Genomic DNA, 24,921 nt, shown 5'->3' with positions numbered 1-24,921 from the left:
GAACCAAGATCTTACGGGCAATCCGACCGAAAAGCTCGTATCGCCGAGGACTGGTCGATGCCTGAGGGCGTTGGCCAGCCGCGTCCCCGGCAGCTCAAAGCACCGCGCGGCAGGCGCTGACGTCCTTGCGCAGTACCTGACCGCTGACGTCAGGGACGCCCTTTCACCTGCGACGATGCTGCTGCTTCGATGCCTCGTCCACTTCGGCGTTCCGTGTTGGTTCCGGGTCCCGCGCCGTAGGGCTCCCTGGCCACCGCGACGGGTGCCGACGTTCCGCAGCACCCGCTCCCTTCTAGCGCCGCGCAGCGGACCCGTGCTCGTGCCGATAGTCCCGCCACGCGAAGTACCCGTGGAGCGCGGCGAGGCCGAACCACAGGTAGAGGAACCAGGACTCCCCGTCATAGAGGCCCACGGCGAGCCAAGAGACTCCGATAGCGAGGAAGACGGCGGCGAAGAGCGCGGACGCCTTCCACGACCGCAGCCACCTCGACACGGTCGGCAGCGTACGACGCTCCGAACGTTCCGCCAGCGCAAGCGGACGGGCTCCGGGGCCTTTCCTCCGGCGGCGCGGGCTCTGCGCTGCCACGCCGACCATGCGAGTGCGAGCGTCCTCTTCGGTGTGAACGGGCCCGCGGTCGATTCCGGGGTCTCCCCCACTGCCGTCGCATGGGCGCTGACCCGCTGTTTTGTGCTTCTACGTCCAGAGCCGCTGAGCCTGCTGCTGGGGCTCGTGCTGCCTCAATGCTGCATGGATCTTGCTCGACCCCGTGGCGGCCGTTCCGATCCTGTTGTTCAGCGGGCAGAGGTGTTGACCGGTCCCGCCAGCTTGGACAGCAGCCCGAGGAGCGCTTCCCGGTCGTGGGCGTTCGTGCCCAGAACTTCGACGCGAGCCATGAACTGGTCGGCCACCGTCGGGACGGGTGTCCCGGTTTGCTGGCTGATCCACAGCAGGCACTCGAACGCCCGGGCCCGGCTGACGTTGAACGCGGCGGCCAGGATGCCCACCACCTCGTCGTCGCGCGAGGCGTCCGGACGGGCGCGGAGACTCGCCAAGCGCCGTTCGGTGTTCTCAGCTTCGCGGCGGACGGCGAGGACCTGTTCGGCGCGGTCGGACTGGCTCTGCGGCCCGTCCCGGTCGGTCGCTGCTGCGATCCACTCCGGCGATGGCTCGGTCTGCGGCCGGTCGAGGAACTCCAGCAACGTGCACTCAGCGGGTTCTGCCACCTCGCGGGCTCCCTCCGTCGAAGCGCAGGTGCGCCGGGCGCAACACCTGCCGGGAGCCCCCGGACTCCGGTCGTGCACAACCGAGTCTAACGGGAGGTTTGAAGTCGTGTCGCCACCCGAATGGCGGCTCATGTGGCAACGCTTCCTGTCAGTCGTCGGCGCTCGTCGTGACCGGCGTCGCGCCGGGTTCGTGCAGGCGCGGTCCCGCGGACGCTGGCTGCTCAACGTCGAGCGGGACCGCGCTGCCGGCGCTCCGTCGAGTCCGTGCGTGGTTGCGCATCGGTACGAGGGCGCCGACGTGGGAGCGGCCGCCCCCGCAGCCACCGGGGGGACAGTGGCCGCGAGAACGACCGTGCCCGATCGTATCGGACACGATGGATTGGGACATGCCCCCTCCGAGATGCCTCCTGCGAAAGGGGCATCCCTCCGACGCGACGTGGTGCTGTCACAGGACCTCGCGGTAGGCGCGCACGTCCCGGCCGAGGACGGCCTCCTGACGGTCGAGCACGGCCACGTACTCCGCTCGGGCCTGCTCGTCCGTGGTCCCGCTCGTGGCGGCGATCTGCTCCCAGCTCGTCCCGTCACGCCGAGCAGCGTGGACAGCCTGCCACTGCCACCCGCTGAGCAGCTCGACGAGCTCGCGGCTGTCCCGCAACGCCTCCAGGGCGCTGACGGCCGGCTCCCCTGCCTCGTGCGCGGGGACGTGAGCCATGACGTGGTGGGCGTTCCACTGCTGCCAGGTGTCGAGGAGGGCGGCGAGGTTGGTCATGGGGGCCTCCGGTGGTGTGCCGTGTCGGCGGCGGGCGCTGTGGGTGGGGCCGTCCCCGGCTCCACCGCGCCTGCGGCCCGTTCGGCCGTCGGAGGCTCGCCAGCAAGGGAGGAAGCAAACGATCTTCACCGCCCCTCCCCCGTAGCCCCCAGGTCCTCGTCTGCTGGCGGGGAAGATGGTTTGCGGCCCTTGCTGGTGAGGGACGGCCGTTCAAACTCAGCCGCCGCCGACGCGGCAGCCCGGCGAAGCCGGTTCCTCGGGGTTCTTGGCCGCGTGGCCTTGAACTGCCCTGCGGTGCGTCACGGCCCGGCGGGTGCTGTCCCTGTGCCTCGAGCTGGGCTCGTCGTCCTGGTGCTCGCCGTCGTGGCGCTGCCTGGTGCTGTCGTCGTCGTGGTGCCGGGCCCCCGGGCTGGGCGCGCGCCCCGGGTCGAAGACAGGAGGGGAAGCGTGCCCGGCCCGCAGGGGCCGGGCGCCCCCGGCGCGTCAGCGCCGGCCCCGTACAGGGCTGGCGGTGCACGGTGACCCGGCCCGCTCTCGGTAAAGGGGTAACAACTCTTCGTCCCGACCGCCGACGCCGCGAAGGTTCAGCTGCTCCGGACAAGCTGGTCCAGGCCCAGACGGCTCGGGCGTCGCGGTGGGAGCGCCGCCGGTCGTTGAAGAGGTTCACAGGCCTGCGCCGCATCCGGACCTGCGGGTCGTCGACCACGAGCGAGTCGGGGGTGACGCTCGGGGTGATCACGAACCCGTCGGGCTCCCGCTCCGCCGCCTATGGCGGGCTCACCACGTGTGGGTCGGTGTGGTCCTGCCCGGTGTGCGCGGCGAAGATCGCCACCCGCCGCGCCGATGACCTCGCCACTGTCATGCGCACCGTCGACGACCTCGGCGGGTCGGCGTTCCTGCTGACCCTGACCATGCGCCACACCCGAGGCGACCGCCTCGGCCTCTCCCGCCCCGAACGAGCCCGACGGACTGAGCTGGAGGACCGGGCGTGGCGCCGTGACCTCGCCCGCCAGGCCGGGGACGACGTTGACGAGGACACCGCCGCCCGCGAGGACGACGAGCTAGCCAAGCTCGACGCCTCCGAGGGCGGCTGGGACGTCCTCTCGTACGCCTGGCGCTCGGTCACCTCTGGAGCGATGTGGCAGGCCGACACCGAACGCTTCGGAGGGCTCCTCGGGTGGGCTCGCGCTGTCGAGGTCACCCACGGGGCGAACGGGTGGCATGTGCACGTCCACGTGTTGCTGTGCTTCCGGGAGCAGGTCTCTGCCGACCTGGCCCGCGCCGCACTTGGCCCCCGGGTGTTCGGTCGCTGGTCTCGCGCCCTCGAACGGCGCGGGTTCTCAGCGTCCCCGGAGCACGGGTGGGACCTGCGTCGGGCGCAGCTCGGGGACGGGGACCTCGCGGACTACTTCACGAAGATGGCCCACGAGGTCACCTCCGGGCATCGCAAGGAAGGACACCGCCACGGCGGGCGGACCCCGATGCAGCTCCTCGGCGACACCATCGAAACCTACGAGGCCGGCGACATGGCTCGCTGGTGGGAATGGGAGGCAGCTTCGGACGGCCGGCGGCAGCTCACCTGGTCCACCGGACGCCGGGACCTGCGCGCACTTGCCGGACTTGGGAAGGAAACTAGCGACGAAGAGATCGCCGCCGAAGACCAGGAGGCCGAGGAACGCATTGCGGTTCCCCGCGACGCCTGGGCAGCAATCGTTGCTGCTCGCCGGGAGACCACATTGCTCGCCGCTGCCGAACGTGACGGCGTCAATGGCGCCCGAAGGTGGCTAGATACTTATGGCTTGGCCTGGTTCCTCGCCGAACCCGGCGATGGTCCTTCGCGCGTGCAAGTCCAACCTGACTGCATGCGTGATGATTCCCGATCGATTCTCCGAGGATTCGGGGCGTGAGTTGCGGCAGGCGAGTATAAGTACGACACTGACAGCTAATCATCATCGACTTCTGGCAATTCTAGGGGAAGCTCTTCGCGAGGAAGCCATTCCTCGTGGAGCCGTCTTAGTTCCCGGCCATCTATTAGTTGAACGCCACGAGATTCGGCCAGATTTCTAGCGCGAGATGAGAAGTGGCCTGTCGTGACGATAATGACTTCGTCCACACTAGCGCGGCTGGCCATCCGGACCGCTTGGTCAAGAACTTGGGCTGGAACCGGTCGCGAGTACATCTTGACTTCGACACCAACAGTGCGTGGCAGCGGGCCCGTGTGGTCGATAAGGATCAGATCGAAACCTTCATCTCGATTGGTCCGACGTTCATCAACGGAGTACCCCATTGCTAGGAACAGATGCCGGAGATTGTCTAGAAACGCCGAGGATCGACTCCGCAATAATTCGAAGAATTGGACGTCTAAATCATACGTGGAATCTCTCGAAACGCTAGCCACCACGTCTTCCACTGTTTCGTCAGAAACGCTGGCAGCTAGGTATTCGCGGGCGGCGTGAAGGAACGCCGACAACGAAATCAGGGTCAGCTGAGTTCCGGGAGCTTCCGACTCCATCTCCTGCACTAGTTCCGGTCGCGCGTGCAATATCTCGTCTCGCTCGTTTATAACCCACCAATCTGGCTTCTCCTCGTCTGTGACGAGAAGTACACGACTCTGTAAGGCCTGGCGACGCTTGGCCTCATCAAGAATTTCGCGCCACAGTAAGTAGTCTCCGGCACCTTCTAGTTCAGTCGCCTTACCGCGGTCGAGGTATCCAGGCGGAATCCTATTAGGATATCGGAAATCTAGTGCCTCTCTAACTCGGTCACGTAAGACCTTAGAGGACGGAGGTGCGCCAATTCGGCCAGCCGTAAGTGAATCGACTTCTTCGAACAATTGGTCGAGTCCAGAAACATCCACGGGACGTAGGTCATGCTCTGCTTCTAACGCTCGCACTTCAGCTAGCGCTGCGCCAAGCGCCCCCTCAAGCCTCTGTGCAAGCGATTCTCTGTCTAGACCGACGTCTGCCGCGCTCCACGAACGAGCGGTGCGGTTTCTGGCCCGCAACGAGACTACAACGCCAACCGCTTTCTCCAGGACGTCGACCGCCTCAGCAGTTGCACTCCTGATCGACTGAGTTGCCTTCTTAAATCTACTTACTCGATCGAGAACGACTCGCCTTCGATTCCGAGAGAATTCAAGCGCGACCTGATGTGGCAACCAAAGACGGTCTCCCAGGAGTCCAAGAACTGCAAGAATCTCCCCACGCGAACTTGCTCCCACTTCGTAGAGCGCGAGTAGGGTATTCGTATCGAAGACGACCATGCCCTCGGTGATCTGCTCCTGACCTACCGACGTCTTCATGCCAGTCCATGACCAGTAGTTGCGCCTGAGGCTCCTTGAGAGCTCGTGCTCCGATTCCGATGTCACCTGATCATTTTAAGCATCAGGAACAGCGAAGCGAAACCCCCTAGGTCAGTAGCACCGCAGCTCCGTTATGGGGAGACTAAGCTCAAGCTGTCGCGAAGGTCCTGGGAGCAATGGACGTGTCTCACTCAAAGCATGTTAAACATGTGCGGAGCTTGATCGAGGCCAGCTAGCGAATCAATTAGCATGAAGAGGGGGGATTGTTGTGCGAAAGCCTCAAGCAGCCACACAGTTAGCTGCTGCCGTTCAGGATTTAGTCGAGAAGGCCGATAGCGTACCAGCGACGATATGTAGAACATGATAGCGTACCGGGCTAAAGATGGCGGCATTGCTGACTTGCGCGACTTTAGAAGGTCAGGCACGTAGAGAAAATCGGCATTGTTCTCGACGGCCATGTGCACGCGGTTGCCCAGCGCTGCGCAAGCCCAATGGAATGCGTCGTATCCCCATCTAGGACTAGCGATATCAAAAGTTCTCTTGCTCTGTAGGACGATCTGCGGACGAGTATGGGCCCCAATATTCGCAGCGAACAGTCGCCAGTTCGGTGGAAGTTCGACGTGCTCGAAAGAAGCCTCTATACGCTTCGAGCCGCCGATCTTGTCTAGGTCGCGCCGAGAACAATCTAGAAGGAGCACCGGCCAAGCGGCAGAGCCGTTTTGCAGAATCCGGCACCAACCACGGACCACTGAGCTACGGTCCCCGAATGCGCGGTAGTATTCGTGTCCGACTTCAGGTACGTGCCCGAGTAGGCGCTGAACCTGCAAAGTCGATCCTCTCGTCAGCACTTCGCCCGTGCGGGCTTCGTAGAGGAGACGAAAGACGCCGTCCTGCACGTTTACTTGATCACTTCTTATGGTCGACTGACGACCAACATCGAACCAAAGCCCATGCTTAATCTTTTGCTCGATCACTTGGTCGGGATGGGAGTGGACCAGTTCCGCCTTTGCGAGGTTCAGGAAGGCGTAGTAAGCGAGGAGCGCTCTAGAAGTACCTCGCACGTGCTCAAGCGCGTCGTAATAGGCCTTGGCTTGTCGAGTGAAATCGTTTACCGCCTGCCATTTTCGGTTGCGCTCCTTTTGTGTCCCCGTAAACCTGTTAGTTCCGGCTGACTTAACTGAAGATAGAAAGTCAATTTCATTCCAAACTATCTGGGCGCTTGGGGCTTCCTGCCATCCCCGAAGCTCACTGCCGAGCGTTCCGAGAAGAGCAGCATCGTGCCACCCAGAGAATGTCCGGAATTCCGACACCCTACAGCCCGTTTCTGGAAGGGTCTGCACCGCAGAGAGCCCCCACCAGTTCGTCGAGATTATCTAGTATGAGATCGGGTTTCACTTCGAAGGAATCGGCGGAAAGGATCTTTCCCCAGGGTCCTCGACAGATCAACGCGGTCTTGATGCCTGAGGCTGAAGCCGGAGAGATGTCGTTGTCCAGTCGATCACCGACGTAGAGAATCTCTGCTGGTGAGCATTGCGATACTTCGATTAGCTTGGTGAAGAATGCCAGGTCAGGCTTAGCGACACCCCAATCATCGGAGGTGGCGATAACGTCGGCCGGCAAATTTAGTTCGCGAATGAATCGTCCAGCTCTCTCTGTTTGATTTCCTGCGACGCCGACGAAAAACGCGGCCCGTTGGAGACTAGTTAAACAGCGCCGAACGTCCGCGTAAAGGTCTAGTGCGTTTAGATACTCGCCTTGGCCGGCTTCCAAACGAGCCTGTCGTTCCTTCGCCAGGTCAAAGCCGGGGCGGAAATGCTGGAAGACAGATCTATAATCTTCTCCTCGGGCAATAACTGCACCAAAAACCGCTGAGAATGTGTGCCGAGGCACGCCGAGCCAGTCCGCCCACGTGCCGTACTCGCGCGTCTCGTCGATCAGTGCTTCGCCGACGTCGAACCAGACAGCGCGAATGGGCACCTAGGCCTCCTCCAGTTGCAGGGCCGCAAGCCGCTCGGAGAAGACCCGGACAGCCTGCGTTGAGCTGTGCGGCGAGACTAGATCATGGAACTCACGGAGGCGACCAACTCCAGGCGCGTAGCCGGCACGGCGCAGCTCGTCCGCTGCGTCTCCTGCAATCTGGCAGGCGCGGTCCAGGTCACCTGCGTAGTGATGAACAGTCGCTAGGTCGGCGAGGAACACCGACCGCTGCTTAATTGCGGACATTGGGAGGTCGAGTGCGTCGTGCAGCTCGGTCGCCGCGTCGTCGTAACGACCCGCCTGCAGATTGGCGTAGCCCGCGAAGCCAGCCAAACGATTCTCGTCGAAGTAATCGAACCACCTGAGATCGCGCTGCAGCGCTGTGGACGCGTAAGCGGCCTTCGCTTCGTCGATGGCTCGCAGCGCTGCGCCATGGTTGCCCGCGTGCGAGTGGAACTCGGACTCGATGGCGTGCACCCATGAGGTCAGTGGACCGTGCGGGTCACGCTCAACCTGCGACTTCGCACCGTCGAGGTACTGGAGCGCGGCGGACATGCCGTACTCGGCAGCCGGGATGAATGCCATGTGCCCTAGTGCTGCGGCGGCCTGGTGCCGGTCGCCCGCTTCTGACGCTGCCTCAACGGACAGGTTGTAGTAGCCGCGAGCGGACATGGGGTCGTCCAGGTCGAAGAACGACAGGCGGCCGGCAAGCAACGACACGCGCGCCCGATTGGCCAGGAGCTTCGTCCGTGATACCGCATCCCGCGCGCTACGGACCGCGTCGCCGACGGTTTCGAGGTGAGCGAGGACGGGCTGGATCAGCGTCGCCGGTCTCGCGGAGTGGTAGAGCGTTTGGTATCGGTCGGCCAGGTCGTCGAGGTCGCGAATAGAAGCAACCGCCGAGGACGTGGACCGGCCCCCGAGCTTTGACACCGCAGGAGCGACAGGCGCCAGCCCGGCCAGCTTCAACAACGTCCTGCGGCGCATTGCCTCGCTCCTCCACACATCGACCATTCTCGGCTCAAGCAGGACGGCCGCAGGACCGAGCTGCGAGAGCAATGCTGAGGTCTCCTGCATTGCTCCGGCCAGGTCGATGTCTGCACCGTGCTCGGACGCAACCATAGACGAGGTGGTGGGAGGGGGCGCCGCGACGGGCAGGCCCAGGGTCGCGGCATCCGATTCGAAAAGCGTGCAGAGTAGATCGCAGTAGAACGGGCTCACGCCCTTCTCCCCGCGTTCCCACTTCGAGACCATGTCCGCGTTCACGGCAGCCGAGCGATCCTTGTACTTGTGGAACGCGAGCGCCTGGAGTTGTTCGGCAACGAAGCGTTGCGTCCAGCGGCGCTGCTGTCGCAGAGCCTTCAACGAAGGGCAGTTCTCAACACCGGACATGTCCTGCTCACCGCCGATAGCTCTGGACACTTCGGATCTAGCATAAATGATCGACTGCGCTCGTAGGGACTAGTTCCGGGACTAGGCGGGGACGACTTCCACGGACTACGAGACGACCGGCATTCGCCAGCACGGTTGGTCCATGTTCGAGTTCAACGCACCCATCGACACCAACCTGATGCAGGGCGTCGCCACCGGCCACGCCCAGACCATGGAGCGCTGGGAGGACACCCCCGCCGGACGCCGCTCCTCCGGCCAGCCGCTCATCGACGAGGCCACCGGCGCCCCGGTCCGCGTCTACGACGTCATGCTCCCCACCGGTCGCGACGGCCGCCACGAGCTGCACGGCGTGCGCGTCATCTCCCACGAGGTCCCCGAGCTCGCGCCCTACGCCCCGGTGGAGCTCGTCGGCCTGGTCGCCAAGGTCCGCCAGGCCCGCAACGGCGGCAAGGGCGTCGACGTCGCCTTCTCTGCCGAGTCCATCCGACCCGCCACTGCTCCCGCCCGGGGTCGTCGCGCTGTTGAGGGTGAGGCGGCGTGACCGGCTGGCAGGCCCGGGCCGCGTGCCGCGACGCCGACCCGGAGCTGTTCTTCCCGCCTACCGACGACGACACCAGCCTGATCGCTGCGCGCCACAAAATGGCCGTCGCGCCGATCTGCTCGCGCTGCCAGGTCTCCACGGACTGCCTGCGCTGGGCGCTCGACACAGGGCAGGAACACGGCCTCTGGGCCGCCACCACCCCCACCGATCGCCGCGCCATCCGTCGCGGACGCCTGGCCGGCGTCCCGGACTCGGTCGCCGATGCCGAACCGATGTGTCCGGCCTGCTCGCTGCTGTTCGCCCTACCTGCGGTCGACGGCGACCTCTGCACCCGCTGCCAGGAACGGAGGGCCGCGTGATGACCACCCCTGCAACCCGGCCGCTTCATCGCGACTGGCGCGGGAGCCGCGGCCTGTTCGACGGCCTCCGCGCCCGCTGGGCCGAGCAGCGCCGACTCGAGGCGCACGCCCGCCTCGAGGACGACCTGCGAGGGCTGTGGCGCGAAGCCTGCGCCGGAGTCGGCCTGTGCCAGTACATCTCGGTCGCGGCCGGGCTCACCGTGCGGACTCCGCGCTTCGGCGCGCTACGGGTCGTCAGGGGCCGCACGACGTTCACCACGGAGCTGCTGCCCGGCGGCGAGCCCGAGGACATCACCAAACACGCACTCCGGCTCGCCCACTCCCTCGGCTTCCACGGGCTGCGCGTCGATCCGATCGGCGGCCGGTGGGTCCGCATCGTCCTGCTCGATTCCGACCCGCTCCGCGACGGCTTCGCGCTCCGCCGGCTCATCACCACCCGCGCCGACGAGACCGTGATCCTCGGCCGCGCCGAGGACGGGGTCACCCTCGGCCACGCCCTCGCCGACGCCGCCCACCTCGCCGTCCAGGGACAGAACGGCGCCGGGAAGTCCGCCTTCACCTACGGCCTGCTCGCCCAGGTCTGCGCCGCCCCCGACGTCCTCATCGCGGGCTCCGACATCACCGGCCTCGTCCTAGGCCGCGCCTGGACCGGCACCGCTCACCACGACTGGCAGACCACCGGCACCCGCGACCTGCTCGCCCACGCCGCGCTCCTGGACCGGCTCGTCGCCGAGATGGACCGCCGTCTCGACACCATGCCGCCGCGCCGCGACAAGATCATCCCGACCACGACGACCCCGCTCGTCCTCGTCGTGCTGGAGGAGTTCCCGGGGTTGTTGCGGGCGGCCCAGGCGAAGGACAAGAAGCTCGCTGAGCGGATCACCTCCGCGGTGCTCCGCCTCGTTTCGGAGGGCCGGAAGGCCGCGTTCCGGGTCCTGATGCTGGCCCAGCGGTTCGAGGCCAACGCGGTCGGAGGCGGCTACGCCCGCGACCAGTTCGCCCTGCGCCTCTCCTTCCGCGTGCCGGGCGAATCGCTGGTCATGCTCCACGGCGAAGACGCCCGCAAGCTCGGCCCCGAACACGCCAACAGCGCCCCCGGGATCGCCTACCTATCGGCTCCGGGCCACGACTGCACCCGGCTGCGCGCGCCCTACCTCGGGGACTACGGCGAGTTCTGCGACCGGATCGCACGCCACGGCAGGAGGGCGTCGTGAACCTCGCCGCCTTCGTCGTCATCGCCTTGCTCGTGACCCTGCTGCTCGCCAAGAGCCACAAGGCCGGCCCCGCCGCCCTCTCCGGGATCGTCACCGTCTGCCTGCTCTTCGCCGCCATCCCCGCACTCGGGCCTGCCGTCACCTCCGGTACCGCCGAGTTCGCCCGCCAACTCGGCTCCGCCGCCGACCGCGCCGCCAACGTCCAGGAGGCGCGATGAGCCACCCCGTCGCCCGCGATGTCGAACGCGCCGCCGAGGCACTCAGAGACGCCTGCCACGCCTCCCACCACGGCCTGGTCGACGGCCCCGGCGCCTTCGCCGTCGTCGGGAACCTCGTCGAGCTGACCGGGCGGCTGCCCCAGCTCCTCGACTACCTCGCACGGTCCCTGCGCCGCGCTGAGGTCGCCGCGCACTACGACGACCGCGGCCGCGACCCCGCGGAGGCCCTCGACCGCGCCGACGACGCCCTCGTCGAAGCCCACCGCCACCTCGGCCCGCTCCACGACCAGCTCACCACCGCCCACAACCAGCTCGGCCACCTCGGCCGACTCATCACGGAGGACTGAGACATGAACCCTCGTCTCGCCAAGCTCTGGACCGTCCAGGACCTCGCCGAGTTCCTGGGGGTGCCGCCGAAGACGATCTACGCCTGGCGCTCACAGGGCTACGGCCCGAAGGGCAAGAAGGTCGGCCGCTACGTGCGCTTCGACCCGGCCGACGTCGAAGCGTGGTTCGACGGGCTCTCCGACGAGGTGGCCTGAGGATGGGCCGTCCACCGCTGCCGGTCGGAACCCACGGGAAGGTCCGCACCTACGAGCTGGCCTCGGGCGGCTTCCGGGCCAAGACGAAGGTCCGCGACGGGGACGGCGTCACGCGCGAGGTCGAGCGCTCCGGTCGGTCCCGGGCGGCTGCTGAACGGGCGTTGAAGAAGGCGCTGCAGGAGCGGACCACGCCGACCGGTGGCGCCGTGACCGGCGACTCGAAGATCGCCGACGTCGTGGCCCTGTTCTTGGAGGAGGTCAAGCGGCGCCGGCGCGGCACCACGTACGACACGTACGCCCTGCACGCCCGCAACCACGTCGTCCCGGCCCTCGGCGCCCTGCGGCTGCGGGAAGCGAGCGTGGCGCGGGTCGACGCGTTCCTGCGCGCCTGTGAGATCCGGCTCGCGGCCAACACGGTCCGCAGCATCCGCACGGTCCTCTCCGGGGTGCTCGGGTACGCCGCCCGCCTCGGCGCAATCCCCACCAACCCCGTCCGCGACGCCGGGCGGATCGAGGGCACCACCTCGACCGTGCGCGCCCTGGTCCGCGCCGAGCGGGTCGACCTGCTGGCCAAGCTCGACGCCGACGAGGACGCGTACCGCCGGGACCTGCCCGACCTCTGCCGATTCATGCTCGGGACGGGCGCCCGGATCGGCGAGGTGATCGCGCTCCAGGACGACGCCGTGGCGTGGGAGGCCGGCGAGGTCGCGATCGTCGCCAACATCGTGCGCGTGAAGCGGGTGGGGCTGGTCCGCCACGAGGGCAAGACGTTCGCCGCGCGCCGCCTGCTGCCGCTGCCCGCCTTCGTCGTGGAGATGCTCTGCGAGCGACGCCCGGACGACGTGGTCCCGACCTCGATGGTCTTCCCCAACTCGCGCGGCCACGACCTCGGGCGTGGGTCCTGGCGCGACCCGCAGAACACCGGCGCCCGGCTCCGTGAGGCCCTCGACGCGGCCGGCTACGAGTGGGTCACCAGCCACGTCTTCCGCAAGACCGCCGCCACGATCCTCGACCAGGCCGGGCTCTCCGCCCGCGCGATCGCCGGGCACATCGGGCACGCCCGGCCCTCGATCACCCAGGACGTCTACATGGACAAGCGGGCCGACGGACGGGCGGCGGCAGATGCCTTCGACGCCGCGCTCGGATCAGGCTTCGACGAGGAAAGCGTGCAATAAGTGGGGATAAAGTGGGTGTTGATGTTGGTAGCAGACCTAGCGCAGGTCGCTGACCAGGGTAAATGGTGGGGCAGGTCGGGCTCGAACCGACGACCTGACGGATTATGAGTCCGCTGCTCTGACCAGCTGAGCTACTGCCCCGTGCGGGCCCGCGCACCGGGTGGGGACGCCGCGTCGCCGACCCTATCGGGCGACCGGTCCCGGGTCGGCGATCAGCGTCCCGGGGCCGGGTTCGTTGCGATCACGTGCCATCTCTGGACATCCGCGCACGAGCGGCGTTCCATCGACGGGACCCGACCTCGTGGAGGCAGCCATGCGCCTGGGACGTCGACTCTCCTCCGGTGTCGCGGAGGACCCGCCCGCCCCGGTCCCCGCCGAGCCCCGGACGCCCGCACCCGTCGTCGGGACGGCGGAGCCCGTCGCGGAGCCCGCCGAGGCGCGCACGCCCGACCCGATCGGCACCGGGGGCTGAGCTGCGCCCGCTCTCGCGGCGCGGCCGCGCCGAGCCGGACGACGGGGCGGAGGCGGGTCAGCGGCCCGCCCTGCCCGGATGGAAGATCGCCTACCCGATGCTGTCCGCGGACGGCACCGCGGTCGGGTTCAACGGCGTGGCCCTGGGCCGCAGCCAGGTCTACGGCACGGTGGCCGAGGCGGTGTGCGTGCAGTCTCCGCGGCACCGCTGTCCCTCGACCTGGTGCGACTGCGGCTTCTACTGCTTCCACGACGCCGACCAGGCGCGCGGTCTCGCCTGCGACGAGCAGTACGAGCGCAGCGTGCTGCTCGAGGTGCTCGCGTCCGGCCGCTACGTGTCCTACGAGCTCGGGCTGCGCTACCAGCGCCAGACGGTGCGCTCGGTGCACCTCGGCCGCTGCCGCTGCGGACGGACCGCGGCGGCCCTGGACGACGTCGGCGGCGGGATCGTCGGGTGGCGCCGGCTCGAGGCGGTGTGCCGCGAGTGCGCGGGGCGCCGCGCGGTCCTCTCGCTCGAGCAGCTGACGCGCCTCGCGGGCGTTCCGGTCACCGTCGACGAGGGTGCGGAGCGGTCCGTGCTGGCCCCGCTGGCCCCCCTGAGCGGTCCCGACAGCGGGTCCGCGGCGCTGCCGCCGGAGGCCGAGATCCCGTTGCTCTCCGCCGAGGTCACCCTCCTGCAGGCGCGGCTGGACGAGGTCCAGCGGCGGTTGCAGCGGCTCACCGAGCCGTCGTGAGGCACGCTGTCGGGGTGACCGACAGCACTGCACTCGTCCTCGGCCCCCTGCTGCGCCACGTCGGGACGACGACGGCGACGGTGTGGGTCGAGGTGGACCACCCGGGGACGGTGGAGGTGTTGGGTCATGCGGCCCCCACGTTCACCGTGTGCGGGGAGCACTACGCGCTCGTGGTGGTGCGCGACCTCGAGCCCGGCAGCGTGCAGACCTACGAGGTCCACCTCGACGGCGAGCGCATCTGGCCCGTCGACGGCTTCCCGCCGTCGCGCATCCGCACCCGCGACGACGTCTCGGGCGACCGGACCCGGCGCGTCGTGTTCGGCTCCTGCCGCTACCCCCCGACCGGCGACCCGGAGCTCGAGGCGACCCTCGGGGTCGACGCCCTCGACGCGTACGCCGCCCGCCTGCTGGGCCGGGTGACGGCCGCGCCCGACGCCGACGCCGCGGCCGCCGAGCTGCCCGACGTCATCGCCCTGCTTGGCGACCAGGTCTACGCCGACGAGACGACGCCCCGCACGCAGCGGTGGATCCGGGAGCGCCGCGGTGCCGAGGAGGGCGCCGGCACGGAGATCGCCGACTATCCGGAGTACGCCCACCTCTACGCCGAGACGTGGTGCGACCCGGAGGTGCGCTGGCTGCTCTCCACCGCCCCCGTCGCGATGATCTTCGACGACCACGACATCCGCGACGACTGGAACACCTCCCAGGCGTGGCGGGAGGAGATGGCGCAGCTCGACTGGTGGCCCACCCGCATCCGGGCGGGGCTGGCCTCGTACTGGGTCTACCAGCACCTGGGCAACATGGACCCGGCGACGCTGGAGTCCGACGACGTCTACCGCAAGGTCATGGCGTGTGAGGGCGACGCCTACCCGGTGCTCGAGGAGTTCGCGGCGCGGGCCGACGCCGCCGTCGGACGGCCGGCGGGCATCCGCTGGAGCTATCACTGGGACCTCGGCGGCACCCGCCTGCTGATGGTCGACTCGCGGTGCGGCCGGGTGCTCAACGACGACGACCGGCTGATGATCAACGACGACACGTTCGCCTGGCTCGAGGAGGAGGCCGCCGCACCGGACCTCGACCACGTGCTGATCGGCTCGTCGATCCCCTGGCTGATGCCGCCCGCGATCAGCCAGGTGCAGTCGATGGACGAGCGCTCCGCCACGCGGGGCAGCCGGGTCGCGGAGTGGCTCCGGCAGGCGGTCGACCTCGAGCACTGGCCGGCGTTCCGGGCGTCGTTCGACCGGCTCGCCCGCCTCGTCGAGCGCACCGCGGCGTCCTCGGCCGCGCCGGCGACGATCTGCGTGCTGTCCGGGGACGTCCACCACTGCTACGCGGCGCGGGCGACGTTCCCGACCCCGACGCACTCGCACGTCTACCAGCTCACCGCGTCGCCGGTCCGCAACGCGGTGCCCTGGTTCATGGAGTACGTGTTCTCCGCGGGCTGGACGCGGTCGGCGACCCGCGTGGCGCGCCGGATCGGGCGGCGCTGGGGCGTGCCGCCCGAGCCGGTCGACTGGGACGCGATCGGCGGGCCCTACTTCGGCAACGCGATCGCCACCCTCGAGCTCACCGGACGCAGCGCCCGGGTCCGCTTCGAGCGCTCCACCCGCGAGGGCGGCCTGGAGCCGATCAGCGTGCTGCCGCTGACGTAGGGGGTGCGCTTTCGCGCCCGTGAGCAGAAAGTGGGGCTATAGCCCCACTTTCTGCTCACCTGCCGTGGAACACGGCACGCCCGTGGCCCTTCTCGACGAAGGAGTCCATCGCGCCGCGCAGGTCGGCGGTGGCGAAGAGCTTCCCGGCGATGCCCGCGGTCCGGGCGTTGGCGGTGTCGAGCCCGCCGTCGGCCAGCGACGCGAGGATCTCCTTGGTGGCGGCGTGCGCCACCGTCGGGCCGGCCGCGAGCTCCGCGGCGAGCGTGCGTGCGGAGCCGTCGAGCTCGTCGTCGGGAACGACCCGGTCGACCGCGCCCCAGCGCTCCATCTCCGCGGCGCCGAAGCGACCCGCCGTCATGACGAAGTACTTGGCGCGGCCCTGGCCGCAGCGCTCCGCGAGGCGTTGCGTGCCGCCCATCGCCGGCGTGAGGCCGACCGTGGCCTCGATGAGCCCGAAGCTCGCCGATTCGGCGGCGACGATGAGGTCGCACGCGAGGGCGAGCTCGAACGCCCAGGTGAGGGTGAGGCCGTGGGCGGCGAAGACGGTCGGGAACGGGAGGCGGTGGACGCGCTCCCCCAGCTCGACGAGCTCGGCGAAGTAGCGGGTCCCGGCCTCGACGTCCCCGTTCTGCGCGATCGGCAGGAACGAGTCGCGGACGTTCACCCCGCCGCTGACGACCTTCCCCTCGGCGCGGAACAGGGCTCCGCGGGGGCGCTCGGCCTCGAGCTGGGTCACGACCTCGGTGAGTGCGGTGTGCAGCTCACGGTCGTAGAGGTTCAGCGGCGGGTGGTCGACGGTCACCACCGCGAGGGCGGGGTCGGTGCCGGTCTCGACGCGGATCGGGGAGGTCACGGGCCGACCCTGCCAGGTGGAACCGTTCTAGGCTGGGCTGCGTCGAAGGGAGTGTGAGCCTCGTGTCCATCGTCTATCCCGGCCACCTCCTCGACCTGGCGCAGTGGGACGCGCTCCCCGAGGACTCCGGTCGGCAGATCGAGCTGGCCGAAGGAGTCCTGCTGGTGGCCCCGAAGCCGCTCCCCGTCCACCAACGCATCGTGAAGCGCCTCCTCACGCAGCTCGACGACGGCGCCGACGGCCGGTGGGAGGCGTTCCCCGAGGTCGAGGTCGTGATCGAGGACGCGCCCGCCGCCACCGTGCGCGCGCCCGACGTCGTCCTGGTCGGACCGGACGTCTCCGCGACCGTGCCGCGGTGGACGGCGGACGAGGTCCTCGCCGCGGTCGAGGTCCTCTCACCCGGCAGCCGCCGGCTCGACCGGATCGTCAAGTTCCACGAGTACGCCGACGCCGGGATCCCGACCTACCTGGTGGTCGACCCGGGGCCGCCGGTGGAGCTGACCGAGTTCTCCCTCGTGGAGGGCGGGTACCGGCAGGTGGCGGTGCACCGCGGGACGGCGGCGCTGCAACTCGGCGTGACGCTCGATCTCGACGCGTTGACCTGATCCGGACGTGACTGTCGGACCCCTGTGCTCTCCTGATCATGGTCGCCGTGGGGTGTCGGTGGGAGGGCCACCGGCCACGCGGCCTACGGTGCTCGTGCGGGGAGGTGAGCATGCGCTTCGTCCACACCGCCGACTGGCAGCTGGGGATGACCCGGCGGTTCCTCGGCGCGGGTCGGGTCGGGCAGGCGGTCGGTGAGGCGCAGGCACGCTTCGCGCAGGCCCGCCTCGACGCGGTGACCGCGCTCGGTCGGGTCGCGGCCGAGGAGGGTGCGGCCTTCGTCGTCGTGTGCGGGGACGTGTTCGAGTCGAACCTCGTGGGCCCCGACGTGGTGGGCCGCGCGTGCGAGGCGCTGCGCTCCTTCACCGTGCCGGTGCTGCTCCTGCCCGGGAACCACGATCCCGCCGACGCCTCGCTCGTGATGCGCCGAGCGGACTTCGCTCGGCGGTGCCCGCCGCACGTGACGGTGCTCGACCGTCCCGGCGTGCACGAGGTGGCGCCCGGTGTCGAGGTCGTCGCGGCGACCTGGGCCACGAAGCGCCCGCTCTCCGACCTCGTGGCCGACCGGCTGCGGGCGCTCGACCCGGCGCCCGAGGGCGTGGTGCGGGTGCTCGCCGGGCACGGCGCGGTCGACGTCCTGAGCCCGGACGACCGGAACCCGGCGGTGATCCACACGGCCGAGTGCCGCGCGGCGCTCGCCGACGGGCGGGTCCACTACGTGGCGCTGGGCGACCGGCACTCCACCTGGCAGCTGCACGGCGAGCCGCGGATCGCGTACTCGGGCGCGCCCGAGGTCACCTCGCACGAGGAGACCGATCCCGGCAACGTGCTGGTGGTCGACGTCGGGGCCGACGGGGCGGCGTCGGTGCGGCCGGTGCGGGTCGGGCGGTGGGCCTTCGTCCGCGAGCACGCGGTGGTCGACACCGACGAGGACCTCGCGGCGCTCGACGCTCGGCTCGACGCGCTCGACGCCCCGGAACGCACCGCGCTGCGGCTGGTGCTCGAGGGCACGGTGACGCTGCGGCAGCGTGCCCGGCTCGACGAGGTCGTCGAGGCGCACGCCCCGGTGCTCGCGGCCCTGGAGGTGGACGTCGCGGGGGTGGCCACGCGCCCCGACGACGCGGACGTCGAGGCGCTCGGGCTCACCGGCTTCGCCGCCGACGCGGCCCGCGAGCTCGCGGAGGCGACCGACCCGGAGGCCCTCGACGCGCTCGCCCTGCTCCACCGGCTGGCGGTGACCCGGTGAGGCTGCTCCGCATCCGCCTGCGCGACTTCCGCGGGGTGCACGACCGCGAGGTCCACCTCGCCGAGTCCGGCGTGACGGTGCTCGAGGGCGAGAACGAGGTCGGCAAGACCTCCACCGTCGTCGCCCTGGACCTGCTGATCGACTTCCGCGACGACTCGAAGGCCGCGCCGGTCCGCGCCGCGGCCCCGTCCGGTCGCGACGCCGGGCCCGAGGTGGAGGCCGAGTTCGTCACCGGGCCGTACCGCGTCGTCTACCGGAAGCGGTGGCTGCGGCGCAGGCTCACCGAGCTGACCGTCACGGGCCCCTCGACCGAGCAGCTCACCGGCCGCGAGGCACACGACCGGTTGCTCGCGATCCTCGACGAGACGATGGACCGCGACCTGTGGCTCGCGCTGCGGGTCGAGCAGCACACCCCGCTCGGCCAGGCCGACCTCGGCGGGCACGACGCGCTGACCCGGGCGCTCGACCGGGCGGCGGGCGGTGCGGGCGCCGAGGCGGTGGGGCCCGCGGCGGACGCGGCCGCGGAGGGCCTCGTCGAACGGGCACTCGCGGAGGTCCGGCGCTACCTCGGCGGCCACGGCCGGCCGGTCGGGCCGCTGCGGGAGGCCGGCGAGCGGGTGGCCGCCGCGCGCACCGAGGCCGAGGTCGCCGCGGCCTCGGTGTCCGAGGTCGAACGCGACGTCGAGCTGCGCGCCGACCTCGACCGCGAGGCCACGGCGTTGGCCGAGGAGCGGCGCGGGCAGAACGACCGGGTCCGCGAGCTGGAGGACCGCTGGTCGGCGCTCCAGGCCCGGCAGCAGGAGGTCGCCACCAGTGCGGAACGGGCCGAGGCCGCGCGGGAGCGGGCCGGCCGTGCCACCGAACGCCAGGACGCCCGGGCCCGGCTCGTCGCGGCCGCCGAGGCCGCGGAGCGGGCCGCCGACCAGGCCGGGCGGACCCTGGCGGGTCTGGAGACCGGGGACCACGCCCGCCGGGAGGACCTCGCGGAACGGCGGGCCGAGGCCGATCGCGCGGTCGCGGCCTCCGACGCCGCCACCGCAGCGGCCCGCGCGGCCGCCGAGGCCCTGACGCTCGCCCGCGACCGGACCGAGCTCGCCGACCTGCGCGGTCGGCTGCGGCGGGCCGGGACCGCCGAGGAGGCCCGTCGGGAGGCTGCGCGCGCCGCCGGCGGGCCCTGCGCCGACGCCGCCGCGGTCGACCGCCTGGAAGGGCTCGACCGCGCCGTGGTGCAGGCCGAGGCCGAACTCGCCGCGGGCGCGGCGACGGTCGAGCTCACCGGGACCGCCGCACGGACCACGCTGGCCGTCGATGGCGTCGAGCGGGAGATCGACGCGGGCGGGAGCACCACGCTGCCGGTGGCGGACGCGGTCGCGATCGACGTCCCGGGCGTGGTGCGGATGACGGTGCGGCCGGGTCTCGACGGTGCGGCCGCCCGACGCCGGGTCGCTGAAGCCCGCGCCGCCCGGGACGAGGCGTGCACGGCGCTCGGGGTGGCCGACGTCGCCGAGGCGCGCGTGGCGCTGCGGACGGCCGGGGAGGCGGCGGCCCGCGTGCGGGAGCTCGCCGCCGTGGTGGAACGCGAGCTGGACGGCCGGTCGCTCGACGACGTGCGCGCCGCGATCGCGGTGCTCGCCGAGCGGGTCCCGGCCGAGGTCGCGCCCGAGCCGGTCCGGCGGCGCGGCGCGCGCCGTCCGGCGACCGACGAGCCGGGCCTGTTCGAGGAGGCGGGGCTGCTCGACGACGCGTCCGCCGACCCGGAACCCGAGGACCTCGAGCCGCTGCGGGTCGAGGCGGTCCGCACCCTCGACGTCGCCGACGAGGCCCACCGGGAGGCCCGCGGCGCCGAGGAGGCCTGGCGCCGGCTCGACGCGTCGGTGACGACGGCGGGCGCGGAGGTCGTGGCCGCCCGCACGGCATTGGCGGTGGCCCGGAGCGAGGCCGACCGGCGCGCTGCCGAGCTGCGCGACGCCCGGGCGGAGCACACCGACGAGGCGCTGGCCGCGGCGGCGACGGACGCCCTCGCCCGCGCCCGGCGCTACGAGGCCGACCACGAGCAGCGGGCCGCTGCCCTGGAGGCGGACGACCCGACCACGGTGGAGGCGCTGTACGCCACGGCGAAGCGAGCCGTCGAGTCGCTGTCCTCCCGCACCGCCGACGTCGAGCGGCGACGGGCGGAGGTCACCGGCCGTCTCCAGGTCGCCGGGGGCGAGGGCCGGCACGACCGGTTGGTCGCCGCCCGGTCCGAACTCGCGGCCGCGGAGCGCGAGCACGCGTCGGTGTCCCGCCGTGCCGCGGCGGCGACCCGCCTGCACGAGACCCTGGCGCGCCGACGTGACGAGGTGCGGCGGGCGTACGTCGCCCCGTTCCGGCGCGAGGTGGAGCGTCTGGCGCGCATCGTGTTCGGGCCGTCCCTGGCGTTGGAGGTCGACCCGGCGCTGCGGATCGTGTCGCGCACGCTGAACGGCGTCACGGTGCCCTTCGACGCCTTGTCGAGCGGGGCGAAGGAACAACTCGGGCTCTGCGCCCGCTTGGCGGTGGCCGCGCTCGTGGACGCCGAGGACGGCGTGCCGGTACTCATCGACGACGCGCTCGGGCACTCGGACCCGGGCCGGCTGGAACGGCTCGCGGCCGTGTTCGGGGCCGCGGCGGCCGGCTCGTCGCACCAGGTGGTGGTGCTCACCTGCACACCCGCGCGCTACCGGGGCATCGGCGCCACCCGCACGGTCACGCTCAACCCGTCCTACCCGCCGCCGCAGGCCGTGGCCGACGCGGAGCAGGACCGGGACGACGACGAGGCCGGGTCATCCGATCAGGACGGCTTCCGCGAGACCGGCTGACTCCGCGTGTGGCCGCCCACCACGAGAGTGACACCAGGCAGGTTCGCGCGGCCCGGAACCTGCCCTACGTGAACCTCGCGACGGGGCGGGCCACCACGCCAGGCCCGGCCGCCGCGAGAGTGACACCACGCAACTCCGCGCGCGCCGGAATCTGCCCCATGTAAATCTCGCGGGCGGGCCCGGTCAGCCCTGCGGCGGCAGCGCGATCGCCGTCACGAGGTGGGCGCCGGACACGGTCCAGCGGCCGTGGAACTCCGACACCGTGACCCCGTCGACGACCGGCCCGGGCACGAGCAGCTCCGCGCGGAAGGTGCCGTCGGGACCCGGCGTCAGGAACGCCTCCTCGAAGCCCAGCCAGCGGCCGGTCAGCGGGAACCAGGTCTTGTAGACCGACTCCTTCGCCGAGAAGAGCAGCCGGTCCCAGTGGACGTATGGGTGGTCGGCCGCCAGCGCGGCGAGGACCGACCGCTCCCCCGCCGAGGACACCGCCTCGAGCACGCCGTCGGGCAGGGGCCCGTGCTGCTCGGCGTCCACACCCACCGAGCGCACCTGGGCGGACCACGCCACCGCCGCGCCGCGGAAGCCCACCGTGTGCGTGATCGAGCCGACCACGCCCGGCGGCCAGACCGGCGACCGCTTCTCCCCCACCGGCACCGCGTCGGCCGCGGCGCCGAGCGAGGCCAGGGCGTCCCGGGCACAGCGGCGGGCGGTGGTGAACTCCGCCCGGCGCGTGGCGACGGCCTTCGCGACGGCAGGCTCCTCGTCGGGATGCAGCGGGCCGGTCCCGGCGTCGTCGAGACGCACCGCGGTGACCACGGTCGCGGGCAGGACGTCTGCCAGCGGGTTCACCGCACCGACTCCCACCGCGCGCCCTGGCGGAGCGCCCAGGCGGTGAAGGGGTCGGGCACCTCCGGCTCGGGCGCCGGGAGGATGGTGCGCAGCGGTCCGCGCAGCAGGTCGTGGCGCTGCCACTCGCGCGGGTAGCCGACCGACACCTCCTCGAAGCGGACCCCGTCCTCCCAGGTGGTGCGCGGGACGTGGAGGTGGCCGTACACCACGGCGGCCGCGTCGTGCTCGACGTGCCAGCGGGCGGTCTCGGTGGTGCCGCACCACAGCGAGAACTCGGGGTGGCGCAGCACGCGCAGCGGGAGCTCGGTGAGCGGCCAGTGGTTGACCAGCACGGTCGGCAGGTCCGCGGGACGTTCGGAGAGCCGCCGGCGGGTCTCGGTCAGGCGCGCGGCACACCACGCGGCGGGCCCGTCGTACGGGCGCGAGGCCATGAGGAACTCGTCGGTGGCCACCACCCCGGCCTCGCGGGCGACGGCGAGCGCGTCCTCGACCGACAGCCCGGCCATGTCGGGGCGCACCCGCCACGAGTAGTCGTAGAGCAGGAACATCGGGCAGATCAGGTGCCCGGCGAACACCGGCCACGCGTCCTCGGGGGTCAGCACCCCGAGCGAGCGACAGACCTCCACGAGATGGTCGTAGCGCTCGGGGCCGACGAGCTGGACGTCGTCGCCGGGCGGGGTCCAGAGGTCGTGGTTGCCCGGGACCCAGATGACCTGCTCGAAGCGGTCGGCCAGCAGGGCGAGCGCCCAGCGGATGTCGGCGACCTTGTCGGCGACGTCCCCCGCGACGATCAGCCAGTCCCCCGGGTCGGAGGGGTGCAGATCCCGCACGAGCGCCTGGTTGTCGGTGCGGTTGACGTGGAGATCGCTCGTCGCGAGCAGCCTGGGCCCCGTCACCGTGTCCGCTGCATCTCCCATCGGGCGATCACTGTAGTCGCGCCGCGCGCGCGGGGATTCGTCATGATGAGGGTGTGCCACCGCGCCACCTGACGTCGCTCCCGATCCCGCAGCGCCTGCGATCGGCGATGGCGGAGACGGACTACGACCGCGCGGGCCTGCTCGAGGGGCTCACCGGGGACCAGCGCCGCATCCGCGTCGAGGTGCTCTCCGCCCTCGCGGCCGACGGCGTGGGCATCGAGACGATGCGCGAGGCGATCGAGCGGGACCGGCTCGGGCTACTGCTCATCGAGCGGACCCTCGCCCCCGAGGACGGCTGGTCGATGTCGGGGATCTGCGCCCACACCGGGCAGGACCCGGAGATCGTGTCCAAGTGGTTCCGCGCGCTGGGGCGGCCGGTCTCGACCGACCCCGACGAGGAGATGTACACCGACGAGGACGCCGAGATCGCGGAACGCATCGAGCGCTACCGGGCCCTGGGCTTCACCGACGACGAGATGATGCCGGTCGTCCGGGCGATCGGACGCGGTGTGCTGAACATGGCCGACGCGCTGGGCGGGCTGCTCGGCGAGGCGCTGCTGGCCGCCGGGGAACCCGAACCGGAGATGGCGCTGCGCTACGCGATCGAGGCGCGCCGGATCGCCGAGCAGGACATGCTGCACCTCACCCACCTCGTGTCCGTGGCCCTCGCCGACCGCATCCGGTCGCACGCGATCGCGATCGAGGAGTCGACCGCGGGCCGGCTGCAGGGCGCCCAGGAGGTGTCGGTGTGCTTCGCCGACCTCGTCGGGTTCACCGACCTCGGGGAGAGCGTCTCGGCGGCCGAGCTCTCGGAGGTGGCCGAGCAGCTCTCCGCCACAGCCACCGACATCGCCACGCGCCCGGTCCGCCTCGCGAAGACGATCGGCGACGCGGTGATGCTCGTGTCCTCGGACACCACGGCGCTGGTCCGCGCCGCCGTCGAGCTCGCGCGGCGCTGGTCGGACGCCGACGACGGGCGTCCGGACGTCCGGGTGGGCGTGGCCAACGGGATCGGCGTGCCGCACGCCGGCGACTGGTTCGGTCCGCCGGTCAACCTCGCGTCGCGGGTCACGACGACGGCCCGCCCCGGGCAGGTGGTGGTCACGGCCGCCGTGCACGACGCGGTGGTCGCGCGGGCCGGTGAGGACACCGAGTTCCGCTGGCGGGTGGCCGCGCCCCGACGGTTCAAGGGCATCCGGGGGGCGCAACGCCTCTACCGGGTCACCGCCGCGTCCTGACCGGGCGGGGCTCCGACGACGGGGGTTCCACGAGGTGCCGGGGTCGGCGGCGGTCCGCTCCCCAGCGACCGCCGCCGACCCGGGCAGTCGGCGTTCCCCGAACACCGACACCAACCGTCCGTCGGTGAGGAAACAGTGAGGCACGGACCACAGGTTCGTCCAGTCCGAACCCTCGATCACCACAGGAGTTCACCCGGTGGAGTGCTACTCCGGGGTCTTGCGGGCGTGCTCCGCGGCCCGGAGGCGGAGCAGGTTCACCGCGACACCCATCGTCAGGACCACGCCGACGATGAACAGCACGAAGCCCACGAGGGGCGAGGCGTTGGTGAGGACGAGGGCGAGCCCCGCCAGGAGCAGGACCGCGGCGAGGGCCCAGCCCGCGAGGAGCAGGCGCATCGGCGTCGTCGCGAAGCGGGCTGCGAGGCGTTCCACCATGGTCGGAGTCTATCGACGCGTCAGGCGGCGAGACGGAGATCGTCGAGCCAGGAGACGACCGTGCGGGCGGCCAGGGCCGGCACGGGGTCGAGCAGGGCCCGCAGCTGCGCCGCGGCGAACAGCGTCCCGGCATGGTCCAGATGCCCCCGGCACAGCTGCTCGGCGAGGGCGACGACCTCGGCGCGGCGGTCCGCGGGGAGGGCGTCCAGCGACTCCACGTTGGCGAGCACCGAGCGGGCGGCGACCCGCGCCTGCTCACTCCATCGGTGCTGATCGGTCACGGGCCGGACGCTACGCAAAGTACAGCGATGTCACTCTGTGCGTTCGCGTGGAACGGTCGATCGGCGCGCCGGGCGGTCGTCGGACCGTCCCGG

27 protein-coding genes and 1 tRNA gene are annotated in these 24,921 nt (G+C 70.7%); 15 read left to right on the top strand and 13 right to left on the bottom strand.

All coding sequences use genetic code 11. The features are described 5' to 3' along the window. Window positions 1-292: 292 nt before the first annotated feature. The 3 genes from BJ983_RS02280 to BJ983_RS02270 all read right to left on the bottom strand — a co-directional run bounded on the left by BJ983_RS02280 (window position 293) and on the right by BJ983_RS02270 (window position 1,993). Complete coding sequence (locus BJ983_RS02280; RefSeq protein WP_179792316.1) at window positions 293-493, bottom strand: hypothetical protein; 201 nt, start codon at window positions 491-493, stop codon at window positions 293-295. A gap of 299 nt (window positions 494-792) precedes the next feature. Beyond that, window positions 793-1,200, bottom strand: a complete 408-nt coding sequence (locus tag BJ983_RS02275; protein WP_179792315.1) for a hypothetical protein — start codon at window positions 1,198-1,200, stop codon at window positions 793-795. Between the two features lie 469 nt (window positions 1,201-1,669). Further along, on the bottom strand, window positions 1,670-1,993 hold the full coding sequence (locus BJ983_RS02270; protein WP_179792314.1) for a hypothetical protein: 324 nt from the start codon (window positions 1,991-1,993) through the stop codon (window positions 1,670-1,672). 719 nt (window positions 1,994-2,712) lie between these two features. Between BJ983_RS02270 and BJ983_RS02265 the strand changes: the two genes are divergently transcribed. Beyond that, a complete protein-coding gene (locus BJ983_RS02265) occupies window positions 2,713-3,900 on the top strand; it encodes a hypothetical protein (protein ID WP_179792313.1) in 1,188 nt (395 codons plus the stop codon). 35 nt (window positions 3,901-3,935) lie between these two features. Here the strand turns inward: BJ983_RS02265 and BJ983_RS02260 are convergent, their stop codons facing one another. The 4 genes from BJ983_RS02260 to BJ983_RS02245 all read right to left on the bottom strand — a co-directional run bounded on the left by BJ983_RS02260 (window position 3,936) and on the right by BJ983_RS02245 (window position 8,693). After that, complete coding sequence (locus BJ983_RS02260) at window positions 3,936-5,360, bottom strand: PIN-like domain-containing protein (RefSeq protein WP_179792312.1); 1,425 nt, start codon at window positions 5,358-5,360, stop codon at window positions 3,936-3,938. Window positions 5,361-5,485: 125 nt separating this feature from the next. Then, on the bottom strand, window positions 5,486-6,604 hold the full coding sequence (locus BJ983_RS02255; RefSeq protein WP_179792311.1) for a YaaC family protein: 1,119 nt from the start codon (window positions 6,602-6,604) through the stop codon (window positions 5,486-5,488). A gap of 1 nt (window position 6,605) precedes the next feature. Further along, window positions 6,606-7,271: an HAD hydrolase-like protein gene (locus tag BJ983_RS02250; protein ID WP_179792310.1), complete on the bottom strand. Its 666-nt coding sequence runs from the start codon at window positions 7,269-7,271 to the stop codon at window positions 6,606-6,608. Continuing rightward, the gene (locus BJ983_RS02245) at window positions 7,272-8,693 is read right to left on the bottom strand and encodes a helix-turn-helix domain-containing protein (protein WP_179792309.1); all 1,422 of its coding nucleotides are present in this window, start codon (window positions 8,691-8,693) and stop codon (window positions 7,272-7,274) included. It lies immediately after the preceding gene. Between the two features lie 112 nt (window positions 8,694-8,805). Here BJ983_RS02245 and BJ983_RS02240 point away from each other — a divergent pair, with 112 nt between their 5' ends. From BJ983_RS02240 to BJ983_RS02210, 7 genes are read left to right on the top strand one after another with little or no spacing between them, the layout of a single operon-like run. Beyond that, a complete protein-coding gene (locus BJ983_RS02240; protein WP_179792308.1) occupies window positions 8,806-9,204 on the top strand; it encodes a hypothetical protein in 399 nt (132 codons plus the stop codon). Next, entirely contained in the window at window positions 9,201-9,563 is a 363-nt protein-coding gene (locus tag BJ983_RS02235; RefSeq protein ID WP_179792307.1) for a WhiB family transcriptional regulator, read from the top strand. The genes BJ983_RS02240 and BJ983_RS02235 overlap by 4 nt, the downstream gene beginning before the upstream one ends. Next, on the top strand, window positions 9,563-10,777 hold the full coding sequence (locus BJ983_RS02230; RefSeq protein WP_179792306.1) for a hypothetical protein: 1,215 nt from the start codon (window positions 9,563-9,565) through the stop codon (window positions 10,775-10,777). Before BJ983_RS02235 ends, BJ983_RS02230 begins: the two co-directional genes overlap by 1 nt. After that, complete coding sequence (locus BJ983_RS02225) at window positions 10,774-10,995, top strand: hypothetical protein (protein ID WP_179792305.1); 222 nt, start codon at window positions 10,774-10,776, stop codon at window positions 10,993-10,995. Before BJ983_RS02230 ends, BJ983_RS02225 begins: the two co-directional genes overlap by 4 nt. Then, a complete protein-coding gene (locus BJ983_RS02220) occupies window positions 10,992-11,342 on the top strand; it encodes a hypothetical protein (protein WP_179792304.1) in 351 nt (116 codons plus the stop codon). Before BJ983_RS02225 ends, BJ983_RS02220 begins: the two co-directional genes overlap by 4 nt. A 3-nt stretch (window positions 11,343-11,345) precedes the next feature. After that, window positions 11,346-11,537, top strand: a complete 192-nt coding sequence (locus tag BJ983_RS02215; protein WP_179792303.1) for a helix-turn-helix transcriptional regulator — start codon at window positions 11,346-11,348, stop codon at window positions 11,535-11,537. 2 nt (window positions 11,538-11,539) lie between these two features. After that, window positions 11,540-12,712: a site-specific integrase gene (locus BJ983_RS02210; protein WP_179792302.1), complete on the top strand. Its 1,173-nt coding sequence runs from the start codon at window positions 11,540-11,542 to the stop codon at window positions 12,710-12,712. Window positions 12,713-12,775: 63 nt separating this feature from the next. On the opposite strand, the gene BJ983_RS02205 is transcribed toward BJ983_RS02210, so the two are convergent. Further along, window positions 12,776-12,853, bottom strand: a tRNA-Ile gene (locus BJ983_RS02205). Between the two features lie 172 nt (window positions 12,854-13,025). Here BJ983_RS02205 and BJ983_RS02200 point away from each other — a divergent pair. The 3 genes from BJ983_RS02200 to BJ983_RS02190 all read left to right on the top strand — a co-directional run bounded on the left by BJ983_RS02200 (window position 13,026) and on the right by BJ983_RS02190 (window position 15,569). Beyond that, window positions 13,026-13,184: a hypothetical protein gene (locus tag BJ983_RS02200; protein WP_179792301.1), complete on the top strand. Its 159-nt coding sequence runs from the start codon at window positions 13,026-13,028 to the stop codon at window positions 13,182-13,184. A gap of 97 nt (window positions 13,185-13,281) precedes the next feature. Next, window positions 13,282-13,917, top strand: a complete 636-nt coding sequence (locus tag BJ983_RS02195; RefSeq protein ID WP_179792299.1) for a hypothetical protein — start codon at window positions 13,282-13,284, stop codon at window positions 13,915-13,917. Window positions 13,918-13,931: 14 nt separating this feature from the next. Then, window positions 13,932-15,569 carry a DUF7800 domain-containing protein gene (locus BJ983_RS02190; RefSeq protein ID WP_179792297.1) on the top strand — a complete coding sequence of 546 codons (1,638 nt, stop codon included), beginning with the start codon at window positions 13,932-13,934 and terminating at the stop codon, window positions 15,567-15,569. A gap of 55 nt (window positions 15,570-15,624) precedes the next feature. On the opposite strand, the gene BJ983_RS02185 is transcribed toward BJ983_RS02190, so the two are convergent. Then, a complete protein-coding gene (locus BJ983_RS02185; RefSeq protein WP_179792295.1) occupies window positions 15,625-16,422 on the bottom strand; it encodes an enoyl-CoA hydratase-related protein in 798 nt (265 codons plus the stop codon). 62 nt (window positions 16,423-16,484) lie between these two features. Here BJ983_RS02185 and BJ983_RS02180 point away from each other — a divergent pair, with 62 nt between their 5' ends. The 3 genes from BJ983_RS02180 to BJ983_RS02170 all read left to right on the top strand — a co-directional run bounded on the left by BJ983_RS02180 (window position 16,485) and on the right by BJ983_RS02170 (window position 21,108). Further along, entirely contained in the window at window positions 16,485-17,027 is a 543-nt protein-coding gene (locus BJ983_RS02180; protein ID WP_179792294.1) for a Uma2 family endonuclease, read from the top strand. A gap of 110 nt (window positions 17,028-17,137) precedes the next feature. Continuing rightward, window positions 17,138-18,271, top strand: coding sequence for a metallophosphoesterase family protein (locus BJ983_RS02175; protein WP_179792293.1), 1,134 nt, complete (start codon window positions 17,138-17,140; stop codon window positions 18,269-18,271). Then, window positions 18,268-21,108, top strand: a complete 2,841-nt coding sequence (locus tag BJ983_RS02170) for an AAA family ATPase (RefSeq protein WP_179792292.1) — start codon at window positions 18,268-18,270, stop codon at window positions 21,106-21,108. The genes BJ983_RS02175 and BJ983_RS02170 overlap by 4 nt, the downstream gene beginning before the upstream one ends. 183 nt (window positions 21,109-21,291) lie before the next feature. On the opposite strand, the gene BJ983_RS02165 is transcribed toward BJ983_RS02170, so the two are convergent. After that, window positions 21,292-21,957 (bottom strand): 4'-phosphopantetheinyl transferase family protein, encoded by a 666-nt coding sequence (locus BJ983_RS02165; protein WP_343053632.1) that lies wholly within the window; start codon window positions 21,955-21,957, stop codon window positions 21,292-21,294. Next, complete coding sequence (locus BJ983_RS02160) at window positions 21,954-22,853, bottom strand: metallophosphoesterase family protein (protein WP_343053631.1); 900 nt, start codon at window positions 22,851-22,853, stop codon at window positions 21,954-21,956. Before BJ983_RS02160 ends, BJ983_RS02165 begins: the two co-directional genes overlap by 4 nt. A 74-nt stretch (window positions 22,854-22,927) precedes the next feature. Here BJ983_RS02160 and BJ983_RS02155 point away from each other — a divergent pair, with 74 nt between their 5' ends. Further along, a complete protein-coding gene (locus tag BJ983_RS02155) occupies window positions 22,928-24,112 on the top strand; it encodes an adenylate cyclase regulatory domain-containing protein (protein ID WP_179792289.1) in 1,185 nt (394 codons plus the stop codon). Between the two features lie 204 nt (window positions 24,113-24,316). Here BJ983_RS02155 and BJ983_RS02150 read toward each other — a convergent pair whose 3' ends face one another. After that, window positions 24,317-24,547 (bottom strand): hypothetical protein, encoded by a 231-nt coding sequence (locus tag BJ983_RS02150; RefSeq protein WP_179792287.1) that lies wholly within the window; start codon window positions 24,545-24,547, stop codon window positions 24,317-24,319. Window positions 24,548-24,567: 20 nt separating this feature from the next. After that, a complete protein-coding gene (locus BJ983_RS02145; RefSeq protein WP_179792286.1) occupies window positions 24,568-24,828 on the bottom strand; it encodes a hypothetical protein in 261 nt (86 codons plus the stop codon). Window positions 24,829-24,921: the final 93 nt, after the last annotated feature.

Source organism: Actinomycetospora corticicola, from assembly GCF_013409505.1.
GTDB classification, from domain to species: Bacteria; Actinomycetota; Actinomycetes; order Mycobacteriales; family Pseudonocardiaceae; genus Actinomycetospora; species Actinomycetospora corticicola.
The sequence above is the reverse complement of the archived record's forward strand: the minus strand, read 5'-3'. Positions and strand labels throughout refer to the sequence as shown.